The 24,635-nt window shown below is 65.7% G+C and carries 26 protein-coding genes; 9 read left to right on the top strand and 17 right to left on the bottom strand.

Annotated elements, in window-relative coordinates; all coding sequences use genetic code 11:
- Position 1 precedes the first annotated feature (1 nt).
- The 6 genes from HNP46_RS03690 to prlC form a co-directional block, all read right to left on the bottom strand.
- Positions 2 to 1,060, bottom strand: a complete 1,059-nt coding sequence (locus HNP46_RS03690) for a PA0069 family radical SAM protein (RefSeq protein ID WP_184586158.1) — start codon at positions 1,058 to 1,060, stop codon at positions 2 to 4.
- A 214-nt stretch (positions 1,061 to 1,274) separates the two neighbouring features.
- Positions 1,275 to 2,879 carry an inorganic phosphate transporter gene (locus HNP46_RS03695; RefSeq protein ID WP_184586359.1) on the bottom strand — a complete coding sequence of 535 codons (1,605 nt, stop codon included), beginning with the start codon at positions 2,877 to 2,879 and terminating at the stop codon, positions 1,275 to 1,277.
- Positions 2,880 to 3,088: 209 nt separating this feature from the next.
- Positions 3,089 to 3,373 carry a type II toxin-antitoxin system RelE family toxin gene (locus tag HNP46_RS03700; RefSeq protein WP_184586159.1) on the bottom strand — a complete coding sequence of 95 codons (285 nt, stop codon included), beginning with the start codon at positions 3,371 to 3,373 and terminating at the stop codon, positions 3,089 to 3,091.
- Positions 3,363 to 3,608, bottom strand: coding sequence for a type II toxin-antitoxin system Phd/YefM family antitoxin (locus tag HNP46_RS03705; protein WP_184586160.1), 246 nt, complete (start codon positions 3,606 to 3,608; stop codon positions 3,363 to 3,365). Before HNP46_RS03705 ends, HNP46_RS03700 begins: the two co-directional genes overlap by 11 nt.
- 120 nt (positions 3,609 to 3,728) lie before the next feature.
- Positions 3,729 to 3,998: a YheV family putative zinc ribbon protein gene (locus HNP46_RS03710; RefSeq protein ID WP_184586161.1), complete on the bottom strand. Its 270-nt coding sequence runs from the start codon at positions 3,996 to 3,998 to the stop codon at positions 3,729 to 3,731.
- On the bottom strand, positions 3,998 to 6,043 hold the full coding sequence (prlC, locus tag HNP46_RS03715) for an oligopeptidase A (RefSeq protein ID WP_184586162.1): 2,046 nt from the start codon (positions 6,041 to 6,043) through the stop codon (positions 3,998 to 4,000). Before prlC ends, HNP46_RS03710 begins: the two co-directional genes overlap by 1 nt.
- Positions 6,044 to 6,119: 76 nt before the next feature.
- Between prlC and HNP46_RS03720 the strand changes: the two genes are divergently transcribed.
- The 3 genes from HNP46_RS03720 (at position 6,120) to HNP46_RS03730 (ending at position 8,982) form a co-directional block, all read left to right on the top strand.
- On the top strand, positions 6,120 to 6,662 hold the full coding sequence (locus HNP46_RS03720) for a gamma carbonic anhydrase family protein (protein ID WP_184586163.1): 543 nt from the start codon (positions 6,120 to 6,122) through the stop codon (positions 6,660 to 6,662).
- 450 nt (positions 6,663 to 7,112) lie between these two features.
- Positions 7,113 to 8,252, top strand: coding sequence for a hypothetical protein (locus HNP46_RS03725; RefSeq protein WP_184586164.1), 1,140 nt, complete (start codon positions 7,113 to 7,115; stop codon positions 8,250 to 8,252).
- 85 nt (positions 8,253 to 8,337) lie between these two features.
- Complete coding sequence (locus HNP46_RS03730; protein WP_184586165.1) at positions 8,338 to 8,982, top strand: HAD family hydrolase; 645 nt, start codon at positions 8,338 to 8,340, stop codon at positions 8,980 to 8,982.
- Between the two features lie 378 nt (positions 8,983 to 9,360).
- On the opposite strand, the gene argE is transcribed toward HNP46_RS03730, so the two are convergent.
- From argE to HNP46_RS03755, 5 genes are all read right to left on the bottom strand, one after another.
- Positions 9,361 to 10,512, bottom strand: a complete 1,152-nt coding sequence (gene argE / locus HNP46_RS03735) for an acetylornithine deacetylase (protein WP_184586166.1) — start codon at positions 10,510 to 10,512, stop codon at positions 9,361 to 9,363.
- Between the two features lie 230 nt (positions 10,513 to 10,742).
- On the bottom strand, positions 10,743 to 11,417 hold the full coding sequence (locus HNP46_RS03740) for a DUF1028 domain-containing protein (RefSeq protein ID WP_184586167.1): 675 nt from the start codon (positions 11,415 to 11,417) through the stop codon (positions 10,743 to 10,745).
- A 102-nt stretch (positions 11,418 to 11,519) separates the two neighbouring features.
- The gene (locus tag HNP46_RS03745) at positions 11,520 to 11,930 is read right to left on the bottom strand and encodes a RidA family protein (RefSeq protein ID WP_015474916.1); all 411 of its coding nucleotides are present in this window, start codon (positions 11,928 to 11,930) and stop codon (positions 11,520 to 11,522) included.
- A 3-nt stretch (positions 11,931 to 11,933) separates the two neighbouring features.
- Entirely contained in the window at positions 11,934 to 13,262 is a 1,329-nt protein-coding gene (locus HNP46_RS03750) for a flavin-containing monooxygenase (RefSeq protein WP_184586168.1), read from the bottom strand.
- A gap of 406 nt (positions 13,263 to 13,668) precedes the next feature.
- On the bottom strand, positions 13,669 to 14,589 hold the full coding sequence (locus HNP46_RS03755; protein ID WP_184586169.1) for a LysR family transcriptional regulator: 921 nt from the start codon (positions 14,587 to 14,589) through the stop codon (positions 13,669 to 13,671).
- Positions 14,590 to 14,726: 137 nt separating this feature from the next.
- Here HNP46_RS03755 and HNP46_RS03760 point away from each other — a divergent pair, with 137 nt between their 5' ends.
- From HNP46_RS03760 to HNP46_RS03780, 5 genes are all read left to right on the top strand, one after another.
- Positions 14,727 to 16,073, top strand: coding sequence for an aspartate aminotransferase family protein (locus HNP46_RS03760; RefSeq protein ID WP_081518871.1), 1,347 nt, complete (start codon positions 14,727 to 14,729; stop codon positions 16,071 to 16,073).
- On the top strand, positions 16,074 to 16,385 hold the full coding sequence (locus tag HNP46_RS03765) for a cupin domain-containing protein (RefSeq protein WP_054910633.1): 312 nt from the start codon (positions 16,074 to 16,076) through the stop codon (positions 16,383 to 16,385).
- A 173-nt stretch (positions 16,386 to 16,558) separates the two neighbouring features.
- Positions 16,559 to 18,055 carry a CoA-acylating methylmalonate-semialdehyde dehydrogenase gene (locus HNP46_RS03770; RefSeq protein ID WP_184586170.1) on the top strand — a complete coding sequence of 499 codons (1,497 nt, stop codon included), beginning with the start codon at positions 16,559 to 16,561 and terminating at the stop codon, positions 18,053 to 18,055.
- A 154-nt stretch (positions 18,056 to 18,209) separates the two neighbouring features.
- Entirely contained in the window at positions 18,210 to 18,482 is a 273-nt protein-coding gene (locus HNP46_RS03775) for a type II toxin-antitoxin system Phd/YefM family antitoxin (protein ID WP_184586171.1), read from the top strand.
- Entirely contained in the window at positions 18,457 to 18,765 is a 309-nt protein-coding gene (locus HNP46_RS03780; RefSeq protein ID WP_184586172.1) for a Txe/YoeB family addiction module toxin, read from the top strand. The genes HNP46_RS03775 and HNP46_RS03780 overlap by 26 nt, the downstream gene beginning before the upstream one ends.
- Positions 18,766 to 18,796: 31 nt before the next feature.
- Here HNP46_RS03780 and HNP46_RS03785 read toward each other — a convergent pair whose 3' ends face one another.
- Both HNP46_RS03785 and HNP46_RS03790 read right to left on the bottom strand, forming a co-directional pair.
- Positions 18,797 to 19,249: a BRO-N domain-containing protein gene (locus HNP46_RS03785; protein WP_184586173.1), complete on the bottom strand. Its 453-nt coding sequence runs from the start codon at positions 19,247 to 19,249 to the stop codon at positions 18,797 to 18,799.
- Between the two features lie 1,189 nt (positions 19,250 to 20,438).
- Positions 20,439 to 20,864 (bottom strand): GNAT family N-acetyltransferase, encoded by a 426-nt coding sequence (locus HNP46_RS03790; RefSeq protein ID WP_184586174.1) that lies wholly within the window; start codon positions 20,862 to 20,864, stop codon positions 20,439 to 20,441.
- A gap of 247 nt (positions 20,865 to 21,111) precedes the next feature.
- Here HNP46_RS03790 and HNP46_RS03795 point away from each other — a divergent pair, with 247 nt between their 5' ends.
- Positions 21,112 to 22,128: a M28 family peptidase gene (locus HNP46_RS03795; RefSeq protein ID WP_184586175.1), complete on the top strand. Its 1,017-nt coding sequence runs from the start codon at positions 21,112 to 21,114 to the stop codon at positions 22,126 to 22,128.
- 49 nt (positions 22,129 to 22,177) lie between these two features.
- Here the strand turns inward: HNP46_RS03795 and HNP46_RS03800 are convergent, their stop codons facing one another.
- The 4 genes from HNP46_RS03800 to siaC form a co-directional block, all read right to left on the bottom strand.
- Positions 22,178 to 22,492 carry a DUF2845 domain-containing protein gene (locus HNP46_RS03800; RefSeq protein WP_184586176.1) on the bottom strand — a complete coding sequence of 105 codons (315 nt, stop codon included), beginning with the start codon at positions 22,490 to 22,492 and terminating at the stop codon, positions 22,178 to 22,180.
- A 74-nt stretch (positions 22,493 to 22,566) separates the two neighbouring features.
- Positions 22,567 to 23,373: an NYN domain-containing protein gene (locus HNP46_RS03805; protein ID WP_184586177.1), complete on the bottom strand. Its 807-nt coding sequence runs from the start codon at positions 23,371 to 23,373 to the stop codon at positions 22,567 to 22,569.
- Between the two features lie 74 nt (positions 23,374 to 23,447).
- Positions 23,448 to 24,236, bottom strand: a complete 789-nt coding sequence (siaD, locus tag HNP46_RS03810) for a biofilm regulation diguanylate cyclase SiaD (protein ID WP_221454602.1) — start codon at positions 24,234 to 24,236, stop codon at positions 23,448 to 23,450.
- Positions 24,237 to 24,241: 5 nt separating this feature from the next.
- On the bottom strand, positions 24,242 to 24,622 hold the full coding sequence (gene siaC / locus HNP46_RS03815; protein WP_184586178.1) for a biofilm regulation phosphoprotein SiaC: 381 nt from the start codon (positions 24,620 to 24,622) through the stop codon (positions 24,242 to 24,244).
- Positions 24,623 to 24,635: the final 13 nt, after the last annotated feature.

Raw genomic sequence — 24,635 nt, forward strand, 5'->3', positions numbered from 1 at the left:
TTCAGAACAGGCTCATCTGGCTGCGCGGCGGAGCGAACGCCGTGCAGTCCAGGCCGAAGTTGCCGCGTCGGTTCAGGCCCAGGCGACGCAGGGCAACTTCGTAGCGCTTGGCCAGCAGGTCGGCGAACGGGCCTTCGCCGCGGAAACGATGGCCGAAGCGGCTGTCGTAGATTTCCCCACCGCGCACCTGGCGAATCAGGCTCATCACATGGTTGGCGCGCTGCGGGTAGTGCGCCGCCAGCCATTCCTCGAACAGTGGGCCGACCTCCCGTGGCAGGCGCAGCATCATGTAGCTGGCGCTCTGCGCCCCGGCGTCGTGGGCGGCCTCCAGCAGCGCTTCCAGCTCGCGGTCGTTGATCATCGGGATCATCGGCGAGCACAGCACGCCCACCGGAATGCCGTGTTCGCGCAGCACGCGGATCGCCCGCAGGCGCGCGGACGGCGCAGCGGCGCGGGGTTCGAGGATGCGCTTGAGCTCGTCGTCCAGGGTGGTCAGGCTGATCATCACGGCCACCAGGTTGTGCTTCGCCAGTTCCGCCAGCAGGTCGAGATCGCGCAGGATCAGCGAGCCCTTGGTGACGATCGTCACCGGATGGCGATAACGCAGCAGCACCTCAAGAATCTGCCGGGTCAGCCGCTGCTGGCGCTCGATGGGCTGGTACGGGTCGGTGTTGGCACCCAGGTTGATCGGCGCGCAGACGTAGCCCTTGCGGCTGAGTTCCTCTTCCAGCACTTCGGCGGCGTTGGTCTTGGCGATCAGCCTGGTCTCGAAATCCAGCCCCGGCGACAGGTCCCAGTAGGCGTGGCTGGGGCGGGCGTAGCAGTAGATGCAGCCGTGCTCGCATCCACGATAGGGGTTGATCGAGCGGTCGAAGGGCAGGTCCGGCGACTGGTTGCGCGAGATCACCGACTTCGCCCGCTCGGTGCGGATTTCGGTCACTTGCGGCTTGGGCACCTCGTCGTACCAGTCGTTATCCACAGGCTCCGAGGTGGTCGGCGCAAAGCGGTTGTGCGGATTGCTGGCGGTGCCCCGGCCGCGGGGTGGAAGGGAAGTGCTCATGTGGGAAAGCTCTGAAGAAATACTGTATATGAATACAGTAATCCACTGAGTTTTCCACAGCCAGCTTTACCTGCTCGGCGGTCGCTGGCTGGCTGAAGCGCTCCTACAGTGTCTTGTCCGTCAGCCGAAGTAGGGCGCATAACGCGCCAGCGTTATCGGCCGACAGTCGATCGGCGGATAACCTGTTCCAGGTTATGCGCCCTACGGTGGTTGGTCAGAGCAAGCGGGTGAACAGCCAGTAAAGCCCAGCCGCCAGCCCGATCGCCGCCGGCAGGGTGAGTACCCAGGCCAGCAGCATGTTGCGGATGGTCGGCCACTGCAGCCCGCTGCCGTTGGCTGCCATGGTGCCGGCGACGCCGGAGGAGAGCACCTGGGTCGTCGACACGGGCAGGCCGAAGCCGTCCGCCGCGCCGATGGTCAGCATCGCCACCAGCTGCGCCGAGGCGCCCTGTGCATAAGTCAGCGGGGTCTTGCCGATGCCCTCGCCGACCGTGGTGACGATGCGCCGCCAGCCCACCAGCGTGCCCAGGCCCAGTGCGAGGGCGACAGCAACTTTCACCCAGATCGGAATGAAGCGGATGGCCCGCTCGCCGCCGTGGCGCAGCGCCTGCAGGCTGCTCCAGGTTTCCAGCTCGAAGTGCTGCTCGCTGCGGTCCAGCAGGCGGATGGTTTCCAGGCTCAGGTAGAGATCGTTGCGCAGGTCCTGCACCTCTTCTGCCGGCACCTTGTCCAACTGACCGTAGTGCTCCAGGCGCGCGCTGATATCGCCGATCACGCTGCCCAGGGATGGCAGCAGTTCCGGCAGCACCTGCCCATTTTCCTGGTAGCTCAGCAGCGCCTGGCGCGGGTCTGCCGCGGGAGCGCCGCCCTCGCGCTGCAGCTGCGCGTGGCTGGCCTGGGTAAGGGCGAGCAATTGACGAGTCTGCTCGGGTGAATGGGCGCGATCCACGGCGAACGCCAGGGGAACGGTAGCGATCAGGATCAGCATGATCAGGCCGATGCCTTTCTGCCCGTCGTTGGAGCCGTGGGCGAAGGACACGCCGGTGCAGGTCAGGATGAGGATCGCGCGAATCCACCGCGGCGGCGGCGTGCGGCCTTCCGGCGCGTGGAACAGCGCGCGGTTGCGCAGGGTCGAGCTCATCACCCGCAGCAGCACGAAGGCAGCGAAGAAGCCCACCACCGGCGACAGGAACAGCGCGTAACCCACCGTCAGCAGCTGCGCCCAGGCATTGCCGGAGATGCCGATGTGCCCGGCCATGGCGCCGTGGGCCAAGCCGATGCCGACGATAGAGCCGATCAGCGTGTGCGACGAGGACACCGGCAGCCCCAGCCACCAAGTGCCGAGGTTCCACAGGATCGAGGCGATCAGCAGGGCGAAGATCATCGCCAGGCCGGCGCTGCTATCCACCTTCAGCAACAGGTCCAGCGGTAGCAGCGAGACGATGGCAAAAGCCACCGCGCCGCTGGAGAACAGCACGCCGAGAAAATTCCACAACCCCGACCAGGCCACGGCGAAGCGCGGCGGCAGGGCGTTGGTGTAGATCACCGTGGCCACCGCGTTGGCGGTGTCGTGGAAGCCATTGATGAACTCGAAGCCCAGCGCGATCAACAAGGCGACCACCAGGACCAGCACCGACCAGCCCGGCTGCAGTTGCGTGCCGCTGGCGTGGATGTCGTGCCCCAGCGCGCCGAAGGTGAACACCAGCGCCCCGGCCAGCAGCAGGAAGAAGATCAGCCGGCCCTTGAAGCCATGGGTTTCGCGCAGCACGGGGTTGATCGGGTAACGACTCAGGCGCGAGGCGCGCATCACCTCCAGCATGCCAAAGCGGTCAAGCACGGCGGCGCTTCCTTGGGGTCGGTGGCGGCATCGGGCGGATTCCTTGCGGGGACGACTTACAGACTAGCCGGCCATGGCGATCATGGGCTGGCCGGCAGGGCGAGATCGGTGCTCATTCTAGGAATGCCACGAGGTTCGTTTCCTTGATGTCGATGCGGCGACAGACGCTTCGGCGCTCCAGGAGCCTTGTTTCAGCGGCGCTGTTCTGCGGTGCTGTAGACCGCGCCACGCTCTCGCTTGCCAATGGCGACGACGGCAACCACCACCCGTTCGTCTTCGATGCGATAGACCAGGCGATAGCCCGCCGAACGCAACTTGATCTTGTAGTGATTCGGTAGGCCATGGAGCGCGTCGGCCTGGACGCGAGGATTGATCAGACGCTCGCCCAACTTGCGCTTGAATTGTTCACGCACGGTATGGCCCAGCTTGTGCCATTCCTTCAATGCGGCCGGCAAGAATTCAAGCTCATAGGTCATCGAGCGATACCGGAACGCCCTTTTCGCTCAGTCGCGAGCGGGCAATTTCCGCCAGTTCCAGGTCTTCCAGGCGCTCGATAATCGACTCGAACAGTTCCGCGGGCACCATGTAACCCATCACCTTGTTGTGATTGAGCACTGCTACCGGCTCACCGCCGGATTCGGCCAGCACGGCAGACGGATTCTTCTTCAGTTCCGAGACACTGACGGCAGTGTTGGCGAGTAGGTTCTGCATAGAAATGGTTCCAAATAATGGGCCGAATTTTGGTCATTATAGGAGAGGTGAGCAAGAAGTAGATGGCGGAAAAAGAAAAGCCCCGGCAAGCCGGGGCATTTTCCACGCATCGAGCAGGCGTTACTCCGTCGGCTTCTTCAGCTTCGGATTGGGGAAGAACTGCACCCCCTGCACCTTCGGGTCCTTGGGCTTTTCCAGCGCGCTGGTGTTGACGCGGGTGGAGAGCTCCTTGGGTACCGACTGGCCCTGGGCGTTGAGCGTGTCGGAGTAGCCGCAGGCCACGCATTCGCGGTGGGGCACGCCGTCGACGTCCCACATGACGATCTTGTCCTGCTCGCTGCACGCCGGGCAGACCGCCCCGGCGATGAAGCGCTTCTTCACCTCGCTCATCACGCCGCCTCCTCGGAGAGGCCCGAGTGGCGCAGCAGGGCGTCGATGGAAGGCTCGCGGCCACGGAAGGCCACGAACAGCGCCATCGGCTCCTGGGAGCCGCCCTTGGCCAGGATCGCCTCACGGAACGCCGCGCCGGTCGCCGGGTTGAGCACGCCTTCTTCCTCGAAGCGGGAGAATGCGTCGGCGGACAGCACTTCGGCCCACTTGTAGCTGTAGTAACCGGCCGCATAACCGCCGGCGAAGATGTGCGCGAAGCTGTTGGCGAAGCGGTTGTACGCCGGCGGGCGCATCACCGCGACTTCATCGCGGATTGCCTCGATCACCTGGAGCACGCTGCGGCCGTCGCCGTGGGTGGCGTGCAGTTCGAAGTCGAACAGCGAGAACTCCAGCTGGCGGACCATCATCAGGCCGGACTGGAAGTTCTTCGCGGCGAGCATCTTCTCCAGCAGGTCCTGGGGCAGCGGCGCGCCGGTTTCATAGTGACCGGAGATCAGCGCCAGGCCCTCGGGCTCCCAGCACCAGTTCTCCATGAACTGGCTCGGTAGCTCCACCGCGTCCCAGGCCACGCCGTTGATGCCCGAGGCGCCGGCGTGTTCGACGCGGGTCAGCAGGTGGTGCAGGCCGTGGCCGAATTCGTGGAACAGGGTGGTCACTTCGTCGTGGGTCAGCAGCGCCGGCTTGCCGCCGACGGCGGGGGTGAAGTTGCACACCAGATAAGCCACCGGCGCCTGCAGGTCGCCGCCAGCGGTACGGCGACGGTCGCGGGCGCCGTCCATCCAGGCACCGCCGCGCTTGTTGGCGCGGGCGTAGAGGTCGAAGTAGAAGCGGCCGACGTGCTGGCCGTTTTCTTCGATCTCGAACAGGCGCACGTCCGGGTGCCAGCGCTCGAAGTCGTTCAGCTCGCGAATCTGGATGCCGTAGAGCTTCTGCACGATGGTGAACAGGCCGGTGAGCACTTTATCCACCGGGAAATAGGCGCGCAGTGCTTCCTGGGAAACGCTGTAGCGCGCCTCGCGCAGCTTTTCGCCGAAGTAGCTGGCATCCCAGCTCTGCAGGCTCGGACAGCCCTGCTCGGCGGCGTAGGCCTTGAGCTGCGTAAGATCCTGGGCAGCGAAGGGCTTGCTGCGCACGGCCAGGTCGCGAAGGAAGTTGAGCACCTGCTCGGGCGTCTCGGCCATCTTGGTGGCCAGGGACAGTTCGGCGAAGTTCTTGAAGCCCAGCAGGCGCGACAGCTCCTGGCGCAGGTCGAGGATTTCCTGCATCACCGGGCCGTTGTCGTTCTGCCCGGCGTTCGGGCCTTGATCCGAGGCGCGGGTGCAGTAGGCGGCGTAGACCTCTTCGCGCAGGGCGCGGTCTTCGGCGTAGGTCATCACCGCGTAGTAGCTGGGGAATTCCAGGCTGATCAGCCAGCCGTCCAGCTCCTTGGCCTCTGCGGCGGCCTGCATCTGCGCCTTGGCCGAGTCGGTCAGGCCGGCCAGCGCCGCTTCGTCGGTGACGTGCTTGGTCCAGGCCTGGGTGGCGTCCAGCAGCTGGTTGGAGAAGCGGCTGCCCAGCTCGGACAGGCGTGTCTGGATTTCGGCGTAGCGCTGCTGCTGATCGGCCGGCAGGTCGATACCCGACAGACGGAAGTCGCGCAGGGCGTGTTCGAGGATGGTCTTCTGGGCGACGTCGTAGCCTTTCGACTCGGAGCTGGCGGCCAGCGCCTCGTAGGCCTTGAACAGCTCGCGGTTCTGGCCCAGCTCGGTCCAGTAGGCGGACAGCAGCGGCAGGCAGCCTTCGTAGGCCTCGCGCAGCTCGGCGCTGTTGCACACCGCGTTGAGGTGGCTGACCGGGCTCCAGGCCTTGCCCAGGCGGTCATGCAGTTCGTCCATGCTCAGCACCAGGCCGGCCCAGGTCGGGGTGCCGTTCTGCTGGGCGAGGATGCGCGCGATGGCGGCGCGGTTGTCGGCGAGGATCTGCTCGATGGCCGGCTTCACGTGCTCGGGGCGAATGGAGGAGAAGGGCGGCAGGTCGTAGCTCTGCAGAAGGGGATTCGCGCTCACGGTGGCACCTTGGCTGAAGAAACACCCGGCCATCTTAAATACAATCGGACCCATCCGCAGCCACAGGAAAGCTATCGTGACGATTCGAACCTATCAGGGCAAAACGCCATCTCTCGGCGAGCGCGTGTTCGTCGACGCCAGCGCCGTGGTCATCGGCGACGTGGAGATCGGCGCGGACAGCTCGGTCTGGCCGCTGGTCGTGATCCGCGGCGATATGCACCGCATCCGCATCGGTGCGCGCACCAGCGTGCAGGACGGCAGCGTGCTGCACATCACCCACGCCGGCCCATTCAACCCGGACGGTTTCCCACTGACCATCGGCGAGGACGTCACCATCGGCCACAAGGTGCTGCTGCACGGCTGCACCATCGGCAGCCGCATCCTGGTGGGCATGGGCTCCATCGTCATGGACGGCGCGGTGATCGAGGACGAAGTGATCCTCGGCGCCGGCAGCCTGGTGCCACCGGGCAAGGTGCTGGAGAGCGGCTTCCTGTATGTCGGCAGCCCGGTGAAGAAGGCCCGACCGCTGACCGACAAGGAGCGCGCGTTCTTCACCTATTCGGCGAGCAACTACGTGAAGTTGAAGGATCAGCATATTGCCGAGGGGTTTGCCGGCTGACGGGCGGTTCGCGAGCAAGCTCGCTCCTACAGGGGGCGCCGCTTCATCGGCAGCTCCCGCTTTTGGTAGGAGCGAGCTTGCTCGCGAACCATCGTCACTTGCTGATACCCCGATGGCGGATAACGCCTGAGGCGTTATCCGCCCTACCTTCTGGGGTCCCCTCTCCCCCGCCGTCTCCCTGAAGGGAGAGGGAGCCATTCGGTGTTGCCATCGAGCTCTGTACCTCCCAGAGACTCGGACCAGTCCCCTCTCCCTTCATGGGGGGGACGCCTAGTCAGAGGGTTAGGGATAGGGGCTCTTTCAGCACCACCCGGTGCCCGGCCCAACCGCCAGACGGCCTGCCAAGCGGTACCCCGCGCCTTATACTGAATTTCGGTGACCGGACGCCTTCGCGTGCCCGGCCGAGGTCAGCCACAGGCGCCCGTCGCGGCGCCGAGCCGGCGAGCGGCCATGAACAGTCTGTGCTCTCCCAGCGCCACGGGGTCGCCCTGGCGGCGCAGCGGTGTTCTCGCCCTGCTTCTGCTGGTTCTTTCCGGTTGCGCTCAGCATTCCGTGCAGCCCGCTGCCCCCCTCACCGAAGCCACCTGGCGCCAGGTCGATGCCGATATCGGCGCCGCCTCCCTGGCCGCCACGTCCCAGGCCCGCGCCTACGCCGAAGAGGCGATGCAGCAGTGGATGGACCTGGTCTACCAGCGCACCGATGAGCAATTCATTCCCTGGTTCTCCAGCTACTGGACCCAGCAATGGCTGGGCATGAAGGTCGCCTGGTACAAGATGGGCTCCCATGGCGACCTCGACCCCACCGTCGACAAGCTCGCCGTTTACCTGCAGGAGCAGTACCGCAAGCAGGTGCTGATCCCGGTGGCCAAGCAGGTCGACCCCGACGCCGTGATGGAGAAGGCCACCCGGCACTACATCGAGCTGCTGACCGTGGCGGTGAAGGAAATCCCCGCGCGCCGCGGCATCCCGCAGAAGGCCTTCGACGAGCACCTGATGGGCATCCCGGCGATCTCCCTCGGCCCGCCCTCCAGCCGCGATGCATCGCTGTATCAGGTGGTGTACGCCAAGGACATCGGCAAGCTGCCGGCCTTCGCTGCGCTGATGCAGGAAATCCGCACCGCCGCCGGCAAGGCGGGTGCCGGCACCAAGGTCAACGGCGTCTCACCGGTGGCCCAACGCACCAGCGCCAAGCTGGTCTACGAACTGCGCAACCGCAGCATCGCCGGCGTGGTCGCAGGCGCGGCGGGCAAGGTTGCGGGCTCGGTCATCTCGGTGGCCTTCACCCTGTTCAGCATGGCCGGCAACGACCACGAACGGCCCGAGGTGGAAACCCAGTTGCGCAAGGAGATCAACGCCGCCTTCGACGAACAGTGGCTGGCGCTGATGCGAGACCCGGACGGTGGGGTGATGTCCGGCGTCGATCACCTTGGCGCGCGCGTGCAGCAGAGCCTGACCGGCCGGCTGGCGCAACCGGAGGATGAGCCGGACGAGCAGTCCACAGCCCAGACCTATGGCGCTGGCGAGGCCGAACCGGTCAACGTCAGCGGTGGCTTTCGCGTGTTGCGGCAAGGGCAGGGCGCGGCGCCCTGAGGTGGGGTTCGACGATCCGTGCTTCGCGCGGGCGGCCATGCGCAGTATCCTTCCCGCCCGACTTTCGCGGCCGGACGCTGATCCCATGCATTACCAGAACATCCTCTTCGACCTCGACGGCACCCTCACCGACCCGCGCGAGGGCATCACCCGTTCGATCCAGTACGCCCTCGCCCAGCTGGGCATCGACGAGCCGGACCTGCGCCAGCTCGAACACTTCATCGGCCCGCCGCTGCTGCAGTGCTTCATGAGCACCTACGACTTCGACGAGGCGCGCGCCTGGGAAGCGGTGAACCACTACCGCGTGCGCTTCAAGGACACCGGGCTGTACGAGAACAAGGTGTTCGAGGGCGTTGCCGAGCTGTTGCAACTGCTCGGCGGCCAGGGTCGCACGCTGTACATCTGCACCAGCAAGCCCACTGTATTCGCCGCCGAAATTGCCCGGCACTTCGATTTCGCCCGGCACTTCAAGGTGATCTACGGCAGCGAGCTGGACGGCACGCGGACCAACAAGGTCGAGCTGATCGAGCACCTGCTGGGCATCGAGCAACTGGACCTGACGCAGACGCTGATGATCGGCGACCGCAAGCACGACCTGATCGGCGCGCACCGCAACGGCCTGTCCGCCGCGGGCGTCGGCTATGGCTTTGGTAGCCGTGAAGAGCTGATGGCGGAAAGCCCGGCGCATTACTTTGCGAGCATGGACGAGCTGCGCGCGGCGTTTGCCTGAGGCTCCTTGGCTGGGGTGGGTTCGCGAGCAAGGACTAGGCGTCCCCCTCGGTCCTACGCAGAGCTGGTCGCGGCAGACCTGTAGGAGCGAGCTTGCTCGCGAACTTGATCTGAAATCCCGTGCCGGGGCATACCCTCACCCCAGCCCTCTCCCAGGGGGAGAGGGAGCCGATCGTGCCGGCTGGCATTGCGGTTTCATCCTGCACCGAACAGTCCCCTCTCCCTCTGGGAGAGGGTTAGGGTGAGGGGCCCTTGCTCTTGGGGGCGCGGATTTATCCGCGATCCGGCCGGTAGGCTGGTGCCGCCGGGTGGCGATCGCGGACGGAGTCCGCTCCTACGCTCCTACGCTCCTACGCAATCGAATAAACCGCGCTGGGCTTCAGCCGCGCAACCACTCCGCCAGCCGCCCCATCATGTCATCGCACCTGGCCAACTGCTCCAGGCTGACGAACTCGTCCGGCTTGTGGCCCTGGTCCATGCTGCCCGGGCCGCAGACCACGGTGGGGATGCCGGCCTGGTGGAACAGCCCGCCCTCGGTGCCATAGGCAACGGTGGTGAAGTCGCGCGAACCGCTCAGCAGCGCGATCAACTCGGCCGCCTCGGCCTGCTGGTCGGTCACCAGCGCCGGGTAGGCGGAAATCTCGCTGAAGCGAATATCGGTCTCGGCCTTCACCGCACGCATCTTCGGCAGCAACTCGGCCTCGGCGAAGGCGCGCAGGTCATCGGCGACTTCCTGCGGGTTGTCGCTGGGCAGCGCGCGCACTTCGAAATCGAACTGGCATTCGGCGGGCACGATGTTCAGCGCGCGGCCGCCGCTGATCACACCGGTCTGCACGGTGGAATAGGGCGGGTCGAAGCGCGGGTCATGGCGTTCTGGCGCGGCCAGGCGGGTGCCGATTTCGCCGAGGCGGCCGATCAGCTTCGCCGCGTACTCGATGGCGTTCACGCCCTGCGGCGCGTAGGCCGAGTGGCAAGGCGCGCCGTGCACCTGGCAGCGCATGGCGAGCTTGCCCTTGTGGCCGAGCACGGGCTTGAGTTCGGTGGGTTCGCCGATGATGCACAGCATCGGCTTGTGCTCGCGATGCTCCAGCGCGGCGAGCAGCGAGCGCACGCCCAGGCAGCCGACTTCCTCGTCGTAGGAGAACGCCAGGTGCACGGGCAGGCGCAGCGGTTGGGCGAGGAACGCTGGCACCGCCGCCAGCACGCAGGCGATGTAGCCCTTCATGTCCGCCGTGCCGCGCCCGTAGAGCTTGCCGTCACGTTCGGTCAGCTCGAACGGCGGCACCGTCCACGGCTGGCCGTCGGTCGGCACCACGTCGGTGTGGCCGGACAGGCACACGCCGCCGCGATCCTGCGGACCCAGCGTGGCGTAGAGGTTGGCCTTGCCGCCCTCGGCATCGTGGAACAGCTCGCAGGCGATACCGAAGCCTGCGAGGTAGTCGCGGATGTAGTGGATCAGCGCCAGGTTGGAGTGGCGGCTGACGGTGTCGAAGGCGATCAGGTCGGCGAGGATTTCACGGCTGGAAGGCATGGTCGGGTCCTGCTTCAGAGCTTTTTACTAACCACTATTATTGCGTTGGGGCGGCCCTCTCCCTAACCCTCTCCCTGAAGGGAGAGGGGACCGATCGGCACAGGAGACATCCTGGGTGTCAGCCGGCACGGACAGCTCCCTCTCCCTTCAGGGAGAGGGCGGGGGAGAGGGGGTATGCCTGCACTCAGAGCATCAAGGCTTCGCAGACATTGCCCGTTGCGACGGTGATGTTACTCGTCGCCTGGCACACCGTAGCTCGGCGCCTTGGTCGGGTCGAGGGCGCGCACCAGGTAGTCCTCCAGCTGCGGCTTGTAGGCCACCCAGAGTTTCTCCAGCTCATCGATGGGCGCTTCATCCGCCCAGTCCACGCGCAGGTCGACGATCGGCCAGACCAGGTCGCCGACCACCTTCAGCGCCGCCGAATGCACCGGGCCGGCTTCGCCACCGGCGGCCATCGCTGCCTGCATGGCAGCCAGAAGGCGCTCGGCCAGGCAACCGTTGGCGCCTTCGAAGGCCGCCGTCATGGCTTCGATCACCGCGGGGGAGGACAACAGGTTGCCCGCCGCCACGCAGTTCTCGCCAGCCACGGCGTTGTACACGCCCAAAGCTTCGCTGCCGGTGAACAGCGCGACCTTGCCGTGGTGGTCGATCACCGTCACCTGGCGGTACTGGCTGTAGCCGTTGCTGGAGAGCGCCTTGTCCAGCGCCGCGCCGGGTTCGAGGCCGGCTTCGAGCTGGTCGAGGATCTGCGGGCCGAGGGCCGGCAGGGTGATGTTCTGCGTGGCCACCGCGCCGACGCCGGCGCGTACCCAGGGGCAGCGGGCGCCCACGGCGATGCTCGAGGAGCTGATGGCGATACCCAGTTGTCCGGTTTCGGCGCAGCGGCCGACGATGGAGAAGGTCATGGTGGCTCCTTGGCTTGTTCTATCTGCACACAAAAGCTGCACAAACGACGAAGCGGCGAGGCGGGAAATCCCGCGTCGCCGCAGCGTCTTTCAGTTCATCGATCAGTCCGGGATCACGGCGATCACGTCGATTTCCATCAACCACTGCGGCTGGCCGAGGGCCGAGACCACAAGGCCCGTGGAGATCGGGAACACGCCCTTCAGCCACTTGCCCACTTCCTGGTAGACCGGCTCGCGGTAGCGTGGGTCGATCAGGTAGGTGGTGGTCTTGACGATGTGCGACAGGTCGCTGCCGGCTTCTTCGAGCAGTTGCTTGACGTTCTTCATCGCCTGCTCGGCCTGGGCACGCGGATCGCCCAACCCCACCAGGTTGCCCTCGAAGTCGGTCCCGACCTGGCCGCGTACGTACACGGTGTTGCCGGCGCGCACGGCCTGGCAGAGGTCGTTGTCCAGGGTCTGGTTCGGGTAGGTGTCCTTGGTGTTGAACATGCGAATGCGAGTATGGGTAGGCATCTCTTACTCCCAGGATGCGGCTTTCGGTACGGAGCCTTCGCGCTGCGAGGCGTCCTGATATTCGACGTAACGGCGTTGGGTGGCGATGTGCCCGGCCACGTGCTTGGCGTCGTGCCACACGCCCCAGATGAACGACGAACCCCGGCGCGACAGCCACGGCAGGCCGACGAAGTACACGCCCGGCTCGCGGGACACGCCGCGCTGGTGCTTGGGCTTGCCCTTGTCGTCGAAGGCGTCCACCTGCAGCCAGTTGAAGTCCACGGCGTAGCCGGTGGCCCAGATGATCGCGGTGATGCCGGCGTCGGCGAGGTTCAGTTCGGCGAGCGGGTTGCGGATGCACTCGGCGTCCGGGTAGACCTGGCGGGCCTCCGGCTCCAGCGGCAGGTCCAGGCCGTTGCGCTCGATGTAGGCATCGGCGGCGTCGAGCAGGCCCAGGTAGTTGTCATCGCCCGCCTTGAGGTTGGCCACCAGGTCGTCGCGGAAGGTCACCTTGCCCCCGTCGAAGGACTGGGTCAGGCCGGTCAGGACGATGCCTTCGTTGGCCAGGCGGCGGAAGTCTATGGTCTCGCCGCCACGGGCACCGCTCACGGCGATGGTCACGTGTTCGCGGCCCGGCTGCACTTCCTCGGCGTCCCACAGGCCGAGCACGCCCAGCCACCAGACGAAGTCGCGGTTGCGGTAGGAGCGCGGCGGACGGTCATGGGCGCCGACGGACAGGTAGGTCTTCTTGCCGGCGCGGTTCAGCTCGTCGGCGATCTGCACGCCGGAGGAGCCGGCACCGATCACCAGCACGGCGCCGTCGGGCAGTTGCTGCGGGTTGAAGTACTTGGCCGAGTGGATCTGGTAGAGGCCTTCGTCCCTGGGCGCGATGGCCGGGATCACCGGGCGCTGGAACGGGCCGGTGGCGGAAACGATGCGCAGGGCCTGGATCGTGCCTTCGGAGGTTTCCACGGCAAAGCCGGGGCGGCCTTCGTTGCGGGTGACCTTCTTCACTTCCACGCCGGTACGGATCGGCGCGTTGAACTGCTTGGCGTAGGCGACGAAGTAGTCGGCGACCTGCTCCTTGGCCGGGAAGTCGTCCGGGCCCACCGGGAATTCCAGGTTCGGGAAGCGGTCATGCCAGGCCGGGCCGTTGGCGACCAGCGAGTCCCAGCGGCCGGTGCGCCAGGCTTCGGCGATGCGGCTCTTTTCCAGCACGAGGTGCGGCACGCCCTGCTGGGTCAGGTGCTCGCTCATGGCCACGCCGGCTTGTCCGGCGCCAACGACCAGCGTGTCGATTTCCAGGTTATCAAGCGACTTCTTGCCGAAGGCGCCTGGATTCAGGTCGGTCATGGCTTGCTTCCTCAGACTCTGATCACGTTTGTTCTTGTTGCGGCTTGCGATGAGGTGTTGGCCGCATTCTGTTCAGAGGCTGGGAATAGCGAAATTATGTTTTTTGTAGTCGCAGGCTAGGGAAAAGCTGCACCCACGCAAACCCCGCGGCCCGCGGGCTGCAGGGGAGGGGGTATAGGTTTTTTGGTGGCTGGGGCGACAAATTGGATAGGCAGAATGTGGCTTGTGTGGCTTTTCGTAGGAGCGAGCTTGCTCGCGAACCAGCCCTGCAGCGGAGTCTGTTCGCGAGCAAGCTCGCTCCTACACTGCGGCCGGGGGTTGGCGTAGGAGCGGACTCCGTCCGCGATAGGCCCGCATCGCGCCGGATGCCATCGCGGACGGGGTCCGCTCCTACGAAAGCATCGTCTCAGCGACTCTGCGCCACCGCCTCGAGGAACCGCTCCAGCACCAGGTTCGGTCGGCGGCCCTTGCGGGTTACCACGGTCAGCGGGATGTCGTAGTGGAAGCGCTCCGGCCGCAGCGCGCGCAGGCGGCCCTGGGCGACCCAGTCGGCGGCGTAGTGGTCGGGCAGGTAGCCGATGTAGCTGCCGGTGAGGATGAGGAAGGCCATGCCTTCGCGGTCGGAGGCGGCGGCGTTGCCGGAGAGTTCCTGGTGGCGCTCCTGGGCTTCGGCGGGGATGCGGTAGCTGGGCGCCACCGCGTCGCAGGCGTGGATTTCCTCCACCGTGATGCCCGCATCCTCGCGCTCGAACAGCGGGTGCTCCTGGCTGCAGAACAGCAGCGAGCGCTCTTCATAAAGGGACGAGTACTCCAGCCCGGACAGCGGACTGATGAGCGGCACCACGCCGACATGCAGCCGTCCGTCGAGAACCCCGAGCTCGATCTCGTTGGGCGTGGTCATGCCGATATTGATCCGCACCCCCGGCCCGCTGGCCTTCAGCGCGCGCAGGGCGTGGGTGATGCGCATCTGCGGCAGGGTCACCAGGTTGTTGATGATGCCGATGTTCAGCTCGCCGCGCAGGTGCTGGTGCAGCTCGTTGACCTCGGCGCGGAAGCCCTCCAGCGCCGCCAGCAGCGACTGGGTCGCGCGGTACACCTCGCGGCCCTCGTCGGTCAGCGCGAAGCCCGCTCGGCCGCGCTGGCACAGGCGCATGCCCAGGCGCTTTTCCAGGTCGCCCATGTGCAGGCTGATGGCCGAGCGGCTGATGCCCAGGGTGCTCTCGGCGGCCGAGAAGCTGCCGCACTCGACTATGGTTTTGAAGATGCGCAGCAGGCGGATCTCGAAATCGCTGACCTGGCCCAGGGAAGGCGCCCGTTGTTTCGCCATTTTAGTTTTACCAATCCGAAACTGAACGTAAGAAGAATAAGCTTTAACTCACGTTTAGTCAGGCCCAATCTAGTCTCATCGCACCAGGCCCGACGCGGCCTGCGCGCCCAACAAGACTGTCTTCGAGGACAAGCTGCATGAACCAGCAAGTGAACGTCACCCCGTCGGTGGCCAGCGAACTGAACCTGAAGGCCCACTGGATGCCCTTCAGCGCCAACCGCAACTTCCACAAGGACCCGCGCATCATCGTCGCCGCCGAAGGCAGCTGGCTGGTGGATGACCAGGGCCGCAAGATCTACGACAGCCTGTCGGGCCTGTGGACCTGCGGCGCCGGCCACTCGCGAAAGGAAATCGCCGACGCGGTCGCCAAGCAGCTGACCACCCTCGACTACTCCCCGGCGTTCCAGTACGGCCACCCGCTGTCCTTCAAGCTGGCCGAGAAGATCACCCAGCTGACTCCGGCCGGCCTCGACCACGTGTTCTTCACCGGCTCGGGCTCCGAGTGCGCCGACACCTCGATCAAGATGGCCCGCGCCTACTGGCGTCTGAAAGGCCAGGCGCAGAAGACCAAGCTGATCGGCCGCGCCCGTGGCTACCACGGCGTGAACGTCGCCGGCACCGCCCTGGGCGGCATCGGTGGCAACCGCAAGATGTTCGGCCAGCTGATGGACGTCGACCACCTGCCGCACACCCTGCAGCCGGGCATGGCCTTCACCAAAGGCATGGCCGAGACCGGCGGCGTCGAACTGGCCAACGAGCTGCTGAAACTGATCGAGCTGCATGACGCCTCGAACATCGCCGCCGTCATCGTCGAGCCGATGTCCGGTTCCGCTGGCGTGCTGGTTCCGCCCAAGGGCTACCTGCAGCGCCTGCGCGAAATCTGCGACCAGCACAACATCCTGCTGATCTTCGACGAAGTGATCACCGCCTTCGGCCGTATGGGCAAGGCCACCGGCGCCGAGTTCTTCGGCGTGAAGCCGGACATCATGAACGTCGCCAAGCAGGTCACCAACGGCGCCATCCCGATGGGCGCGGTGATCGCCAGCAGCGAAATCTACGACACCTTCATGGGCCAGAACCTGCCGGAATACGCCGTCGAGTTCGGCCATGGCTACACCTACTCCGCGCACCCGGTTGCCTGCGCCGCCGGTATCGCCGCGCTGGACCTGCTGGAAAAGGAAAACCTGATCCAGCAGTCGCTGGAACTGGCTCCGTACTTCGAGAAAGCCCTGCACGGCCTGAAGGGCGCGAAGAACGTCATCGACATCCGCAACTGCGGCCTGGCCGGCGCCATCCAGATCGGCGCCCGTGACGGCGACGCCATCGTGCGTCCGTTCGAAGCCAGCATGAAGCTGTGGAAAGAAGGCTTCTACGTGCGCTTCGGCGGCGACACCCTGCAGTTCGGCCCGACCTTCAACGCCAAGCCCGAGGACCTGGACCGCCTGTTCAGCGCCGTCGGCGATGCCCTCAACGGGGTTGCGTAAGTGAGCGAGCGTCCGAAGGCCGTCCCGACGGTACAGATCGACAACGACAAGGTCCTGGTCACCGAGTGGCGCTTCGCCCCCGGTGCCGAGACCGGCTGGCACCGCCACGGCATGGAATACGTCGTGGTCCCGGTGACCAACGGCGAGCTGCTGCTGGAAACCCCCGAAGGCGAGCGGCGCGCGCCGCTGGTCCTGGGGGCGAGCTACACCCGCCAGATCGGTACCGAGCACAACGTGATCAACCCTTGCGATCACGAAGTGGCGTTCATCGAGATCGAGCTCAAGAGCGACGACCACCCGCACAGCCACTGAACGCGCGGGCACGCGAGAAGGCACGTCGCCGCCAGCCATTCTAGAGTGGCAGCCGGCGTGCCTTGCAGCCCACGCTTCACACCGAACAATCCCCTCTCCCTTCAGGGAGAGGGCTAGGGAGAGGGGCTCTTGAAAGCGCCCCGCCCCACACTTTCAGCGAGAAGAGACTTCCCATGACCACCGTCAAGCACCTGATCGGCGGCGAGATGATCGCCGACACCGGCCGCACCGCCGACGTCTTCAACCCGTCCACCGGCGAAGCCATCCGCAAGGTCCCGCTGGCCAGCCGCGAAACCGTGCAGCAGGCCATCGACGCCGCCAAGGCCGCCTTCCCGGCCTGGCGCAACACCCCGCCGGCCAAGCGCGCCCAGGTGCTGTTCCGCTTCAAGCAACTGCTCGAAGCCAACGAAGCGCGCATCAGCCAGCTGATCAGCGAAGAACACGGCAAGACCCTGGAAGACGCCGCCGGTGAACTCAAGCGCGGCATCGAGAACGTCGAGTACGCCAGCGCCGCCCCGGAAATCCTGAAAGGCGAATACAGCCGCAACGTCGGCCCGAACATCGACGCCTGGAGCGACTTCCAGCCGATCGGCGTGGTTGCCGGCATCACCCCGTTCAACTTCCCGGCCATGGTGCCGCTGTGGATGTACCCGCTGGCGATTGCCTGCGGCAACACCTTCATCCTCAAGCCGTCCGAGCGTGACCCGAGCTCCACCCTGCTGATCGCCGAGCTGTTCGAAGAAGCCGGCCTGCCCAAGGGCGTGCTGAACGTGGTGCATGGCGACAAGACCGCCGTGGACGCGCTGATCGAAGCCCCGGAAGTCAAAGCCCTGAGCTTCGTCGGTTCGACCCCGATCGCCGAGTACATCTATTCCGAAGGCACCAAGCGCGGCAAGCGCGTACAGGCCCTGGGCGGCGCCAAGAACCACGCCGTGCTGATGCCCGACTGCGACCTGGACAACGCCGTCAGCGCCCTGATGGGTGCAGCCTACGGCTCCTGCGGCGAGCGCTGCATGGCCATCTCCGTGGCCGTGTGCGTCGGCGACCAGATCGGCGACGCGCTGGTCGAGAAGATCGTTCCGCAGATCAAGGCCCTGAAAATCGGCGCCGGCACCTCCTGCGGCCTGGACATGGGCCCGCTGGTTACCGGCGCTGCCCAGCAGAAAGTCACCGGCTACATCGACACCGGTGTCGAGCAGGGCGCCCAGCTGCTGGTCGATGGCCGCAACTTCAAGGTGGCCGGTCACGAGAACGGCTTCTTCGTCGGCGGCACCCTGTTCGACCGCGTGACCCCGGACATGACCATCTACCAGGAAGAAATCTTCGGCCCGGTGCTGTGCATCGTGCGCGTTAAGAGCCTGGAAGAAGCCATGCAGCTGATCAACGACCACGAGTACGGCAACGGCACCTGCATCTTCACCCGCGACGGTGAAGCCGCTCGCCTGTTCTGCGACGAGATCGAAGTCGGCATGGTCGGCGTCAACGTACCCCTGCCGGTACCGGTGGCCTACCACAGCTTCGGCGGCTGGAAGCGTTCGCTGTTCGGCGACCTGCACGCCTACGGCCCGGACGGCGTGCGCTTCTACACCAAGCGCAAGGCCATCACCCAGCGCTGGCCGCAGCGCAAGTCGCACGAAGCGGCGCAATTCGCCTTCCCCAGCAATGGCTGAGGGTGAATAAGCGTTAAGAGAAAGGCCGGTCGGATGACCGGCCTTTTTTGTGGGCGGGATTTGTGGATCAGTGGCACTGAAAAGATGGTACGTAGTTCAGTACAATGTTGGCTCGCACGCCACTGTTCGCCATCGGCGGCAAGGATGACCTTTCATGCAAGTACTCACCTTCACCCAGGCCCGCGCCGACCTGAAGCAGACCATGGACGATGTGTGCCGGGATCACGAACCGGCGGTCATCACGCGCCAGCGCGGTGAGCCGGTGGTGATGATGTCGCTGGAGGACTACAACGGCATGCAGGAAACCCTCTACCTGCTGAGTTCCACTGCCAACGCCAAGCGGCTGCGCGAATCCCTCGATGAGGTGCGGGCGGGCAAGGCTCAGGTCAAGGAGCTGACCGTTGAACGTGAAGTCGAAAAGCCGTAACAAGTCGGCCGCCCGCGGCTCCATCAGTGTCGCCTTTACCAGCCATGGCTGGGAGGACTATCAGTTCTGGGAGCAGGGTGACGCGGATGTCTTCCGCGTCATCAACGAGCTGATCGAAGAGTGCCGGCGCACGCCGCACAAGGGCACGGGAAAACCGGAACCGTTGAAGGGTGACCTGTCGGGCTTCTGGTCCCGCCGCATTACCCGTGAGCACCGCCTGGTCTATTTTTTCGAGGCCGAGACGCTGACGATCCTGCAGTGCCGATACCACTACGACCAATAGGGCCGCTGATGCGGCCCTTTTTCTTTTGCGGCTAGTCGTTCCAGGCGAGCCGGGGGATTTCTTCCCAGCGCATCCAGAGGCCGCCTTGCCAGTTCAGCAGCATCAGGCGGCGGGCGTCCCAGGTGAGGAGGACGCGGCGGGGGTTGGCGCATTCCGGGTTGTACTGGTCGCGCAAAGTGGGAATCACGTCCTGTGAAAGCCAATGGTCCAGGGATTCGAGTTCGGGGTGGCCGAAGCGGACGAGGGCTTTGTAGGCGGCGGCTTCGCTGATGAGGATGGTTTCTTCTTCGCTGCCGGTGCGGTAGGTGAGGTGAACGGTCTGGACTTCGTGAGGGAAGAAGCGGTGATGGAGGCTGTCGGGGTACTGGACGGACAGCAGGCGGGCGATGTCGCGGGAGACGAACCAGGCCTGGTTGTCGATCATCAGGCCGCGCAGGAAGCGTTTTTTGCGGGTGAAGAAGGTTGGGGTGTAGGTGTTGTGCATTGATGAAGCTCCACTAGAAGTTGAGAGCTGCCATCGACGTCGCCAAACGAAGGGAGGCAGACCGCACGGGGTTGGCGAACCGGCTAGTGGTGCCCGGCAGACCCGGAGGTCTCCCCGCGCGATCCGCCATTGAGCGTTGCAGAAAATTCTGCACGTGCGGGGACCTGCAAGAACATTCGCTGTTCTCGCAAGCGCCATCAAGCGCTTTCGCGCCACTAGTTCCAGGTCGCCAAACCTGGGCCACAGAATGTGACGGGGGCGAGAATAGGAAGAGCGGGAGTGGCCAACAAGAAGCCGTTTCCGGCGAGCGTGTAGGAGCGAGCTTGCTCGCGAACCGCCTGGCACCGGCATTTCCGTTTACGTAGGAGCGGACTTTGTCCGCGATGCTTTTAGGCTGGGTGTTCTGCGTCGCTTCGGTGCGCGCGCGAAGTCTGTGTTTCGCCCCCTCGGGCGACCTACTTTGGAGAGACCCAAAGTAGGCAAAGGTCTTGCCCCTGCATCCGGTTTTTCGCTTAGGCGAAAAATTCCCTCGTTGAAACGGAGTTTCAGGGGCCCGCGCTGACGGGCCATCCCTGGCCCGACAGCGCTCTCGCGACATCCATGTCGCTCAACCCCTGAAACTCCGCTTCAACGAGGCCTCCTGAAAGGGGCAGTCGGAGCGCGCTGATATTTTTCTGGAAGTCTTTTAGAGCCAGAGCCAGAGCCAGAGCCAGAGCCAGAGCCATGAGTCGTAGGGCGCCTAACCCGGGACGGGTTATCCGCCAGAGCGGCGGATAACGCCGGGGGCGTTATGCGCCCTACGGGTGCAGATCGTGCCGGCTGCCACAGTGGTTTCGCGACGCATCGGACGGTCCCCTCTCCCTCTGGGAGAGGGCTAGGGTGAGGGCTGCCCCGCGCAGAAGTCATGCAGTCGTAGGGCGGATAACCCGGGACGGGTTATCCGCCAGAGCGGCGGATAACGCCGGGGGCGTTATGCGCCCTGCGGGGGCAGATCGTGCCGGCTGCCACGGTGGTTTCGCTACGCGCCGAACGGTCCCCTCTCCCTTTGAGCGGGGCGCGCAGCCAGGGTTAGGGTGAGGGCTGGCCGAGCGCAGGAGTCATGGGGACTGGCTATCGGTGACACACCGGCAGGGCCGGCGTCGGGTGGGTTCGCGAGCAAGCTCGCTCCTACAAGGGAGCGGTGCGGGGATCAGCCCAGGTGTTTCTTCAGGTAGATGCGCTGATGTCCCGGCGGGCAGTCTTCCAGCACGCCCATGCGCTCGAAGCCCTGCTTCTCGTAGAAGCCGGGGGCCTGGAACGTATAGGTGTAGAGGAACAAACCGACACAGCCGCGGCGGCGGGCTTCGTCTTCGGCCAGGGCGATGAGCTGGCTGCCCAGGCCGCTGCCACGCTGGTCGTCCTGCAGCCAGAGGTAGTCGATGTAGAGCCAGCCCATGCCGGACTGGCCGAACATGCCGCCGACCACTTCACCGTCGTTGTCGCGGGCATAGAGCTCGAAGTCGTCGTAGGTGTTGCTGCGGCCCATCTGGCCCAGGTTGTAGGCGAGCAGGCCCTTGACCACGACGTCGCGCGCCTGCGGGTCGATGCCGAGGGTGAAATCGAATGGGGTTTGCATGGTGCCCTCCGGATTGGCGAAGGCGACCAGTCTAGGGAGACGCGACCGGGTTGGATAGGGAGCCGAAGGTCGGAGAGGGGGACAACCCGCCGCTGCAGTGTGACGCAGGCAGGTTTCCAGGCGCACCGCAGCGGATTTCGCACCCTGTCACTTGTTCCGGCTGACGCAATGGCCTACAGGTCGGCGCCGCGCTGGCGGGATTGGTGGATGGTCCACATGTCGCGCTGGATCAGTGCTCGAGGTGTTCATGAAAATGCTGTTGCACAGTCTGTATCTGGTGGTGGGGGGGCTCGCCGTGTTTTCCATGGTGGCCGGGTTCTGGGTCGTCCAACCGGGTGTCAGGCCAGTGGCTTCGACGCCGCCGGCGGTGGATGCGCTGGCGTTGCAGCGCCACGTACGCCAGTTGGCCGAGGAGTTCTATCCGCGCAGCGCTGATCAATTGGCCAACCTGGAGGCCGCGGCGCGCTACATCGAGGCGCAGTTTCGCGAGGTAGGGGCCGAGGTGACGCTGCAGCGCTACCGCGCAGGGATGCACGACTACGTCAACGTGGTGGCCCGCTTCGGCCCGGCGCAGGGGCCGCTGGTGGTGGTGGGCGCGCACTATGATTCCCACGGGGAGGCCTTGCCGGGCCAGGGCTATAGCCGCGAAACCCACACCCCAGGGGCGGACGACAATGCCAGCGGGGTGGCCGGCCTGCTGGAGCTGGCGCGCCTGCTCCAGGCCGATCCGCCGCCGGTTGGCGTCGAGCTGGTGGCGTATTCCCTGGAGGAGCCGCCGAACTACGCCACCGATGCCATGGGCAGCGTCGCCCACGCGCGGGCGCTGCGGGCGTCGGGGCGGCCGCTGCGCCTGATGCTGGCGCTGGAGATGATCGGCTACTTCGATTCGACGCCCGGCTCGCAGCACTATCCTTCGCCGCTGATGAAGGCGTTCTACCCCGACGCCGGCGATTTCATCGCCCTGGTCGGGCGGCCCGGCGATGTGCGGCTCATCCGTGAGACCAAGGCGGTGATGGCCGGCGCCAGCGACCTGCCGGTGCGTTCGATGAACGCGCCGCGCCAGCTGGAGGGCGTGGACTTTTCCGATCACCGCAGCTACTGGGACGAGGGCTTTGCGGCGCTGATGGTGACGGACACGGCGTTCTTCCGGAACGAGCAGTACCACCTGGCCGGTGACACGGCCGATCGCCTGGATTACGGACGCATGGCCAAGGTGGTGCAGGGCGTGTTCGAGGTGATCCGCCAGCAGTCGCCGGCAAAGTAGGTGCGCCGCGGCCGGGTGGTTCTCCCCTGGGGCGAACGCGCGGCGGGAATCAGAACTCTTCCTGGCGGGAGGTGCGCACCAGCTCCAGCCGGGTATCGCGGAAGCGCAGGTAGCGGTACGCGCCGTTGCTGGGGCCGTACATCCAGGTTTCCAGCTGCGGACTGCCGGGGATGATCTTGCCGTCCGGCCCGCGCCGGGGCGGAGTCGGCGGGACGATGGCGCGTTTGTCTGGTTGTCCGCACTTGGCCAGCACCTCGTCCATCGGGTCGCCTTCGTTGATCAGGCCGGTGCCGCAGCGCAGGGTGCCGGCCTGGGCAGCGCCGGCGGCGAGGGTGAGGAGCAGGGCGATCAGCCAGGTACGCATGGGGCGGTTCCATCGCAGATTCGCCGGCCAGTCTAATGCCGGCCGAGCGAGTGCTTCATTGCGCTGAGGCAGGCTCAGCGCACCGGGCCGACGTTGCGTACATAGAGGTCCTTGCCGCCTGAGCTGCCGATGCCCCGAGCCTGCAGTTCGAAGCGCTTGGGGTGGCCCTTGATCAGGTCGCTGAGTTTCTTGAAGCCATACAGGCGCGGATCGAACGCCGGCTGCAGCTTGCTGATGTTCTGTCCCAGGGCGCCCAGCTGCACCCAGTCATCGTCGTCGCCGTCGATGTCGTCGAGCACCTTGGCGATGAAGTCCAGCGGCACTTTCTGCGACTTGGGTTTGCTGGCGGGCCTGGGCGCTTCGGCGGTGCTCGGGGCCGCAGCCTTGTCAGCGGTCGGCGAGGGCTCCGCGACGGGTTCTGGCGCTGCGCGGAGGATCTCGGTGTAGATGAACTTGTCGCAGGCGGAGACGAAGGGCTTGGGTGTCTTTTCCTCGCCGAAACCGTAGACGGTCAGCCCTTCCTCGCGTAGGCGTGCGGCCAGGCGGGTGAAGTCGCTGTCGCTGGAGACCAGGCAGAAGCCGTCGAAGCGCCGGGTGTAGAGCAGGTCCATGGCGTCGATGATCAGAGCGCTGTCGGTGGCGTTCTTGCCGCTGGTGTAGGCGAACTGCTGCATGGGCTGGATGGAGTGGTCGAGCAGCACCTGTTTCCACTTGCCCAGGTTGGGCTTGGTCCAGTCGCCGTAGATGCGCTTGACGCTGGCGACGCCGTACTTGGCGATTTCCTCGAACAGGCCTTCGACGATGGCGGCGGGGGCGTTGTCGGCGTCGATCAGCACAGCGAGGTGAGTCTGCTGGCGAGTGGCGGGGGGCTTGGTGGCCATGCTGCATCCTTTGCTTGCGGTCCTGTGACCTTAATCGGTCTGCCCCCGCGAGGCTACCCGTGCGCGGGAGTGCCTCAGGCGGTGGCGAACTCGCACTTGTCCCGCCCGCTGCGCTTGGCGTCGAGCAGGGCGGCGTCGGCGCGGCTGAGGGTCTGGGAGTAGCTCTCGCCCGGATGGTGTTCGGCGACGCCGAAGCTGGCCGTGACGGAGAGGGCGTTGGTGCCCACACGTACGGCCAGGCAGCGGATGTCATTGCGCACGCGTTCGATAATGGTGGCGGCGTCGGCCAGGCGGGTGTCGGGGAGGATCAGCAGGAATTCCTCGCCGCCCCAGCGGCCGCAGAGGTCGTACTGGCGCAGGGCGGATTCCATGGCGCGGCCGATTTCCACCAGCACGCGGTCGCCCACTTCGTGGCCCCAGGTGTCGTTGACCTGTTTGAAGCGGTCGACGTCAAGCATGGCCAGCACATAGGACTCGCCGTGGCGCTGGGCGCGTTCGCTTTCCTCGCGCAGGCGTTCCATCAGCAGGCGGCGGTTGGCGATGCCGGTGAGGGTGTCGTGGGTCGAGGCTTCCTTCAGCGCGACGTTGAGGTCGCGCATCATGTCCTGGTAGCGGTCGGAGATGCGCGCGACCTTCTCCAGCTGGCGCAGCTGCTTGTGGTAGCGCTCGGACAGGGTGCTGTTCTGCGCGCGGGCCATGGACTGGAAGCCGTCGGAAATCCGCGCGATGCGCTCCAGGCGCGCGAGCTGGTCGAGGGATTGCTGGTGTTTCTGGTACAGGGCCTCGCGCAGGGGGTGGCCTTCGTACTGGGGGTCGGCCAGCAGTTCTTCGATCAGCAGGTCCAGCTCGCGCTCGGTCGTCATGGCTCTTACTCGTCGTAGGCTTGGATGACGAAGGGGAAGGTGCAGTCCTCGCGGAATTCCTCGGCCAGCTCGGCGACGCGTTCGTTGCGTCGGTCATAGTGCCACGCCACGCTGGTCGCGCGGCCCTGGCTGTGGGCTTCTTCGAGCAGGTCGAAGATGTCCATCATGGCCTTGATCGAGCTGGTGTTGAGGTACAGCAGGCGCAGGTCGAGTTCCAGCGGGCGCTGTTCCTGGGTGAGGAAGCGTTCGACCCATTCGATGACCTGGCCGAACAGCTCGTAGGAGTTCTCCGGGTAGGAGTCGCCCTGCATCGCAAGGATGCCGGCCTGCCAGTCGCCATGGATCTGGGGGGTGGATTGGGTTCCGGTGACGTTGAGATCGCTCATGTCGGGTCTTCCT

Source organism: Pseudomonas nitroreducens (assembly GCF_014204515.1).
Classification (GTDB): domain Bacteria; phylum Pseudomonadota; class Gammaproteobacteria; order Pseudomonadales; family Pseudomonadaceae; genus Pseudomonas; species Pseudomonas nitritireducens_A.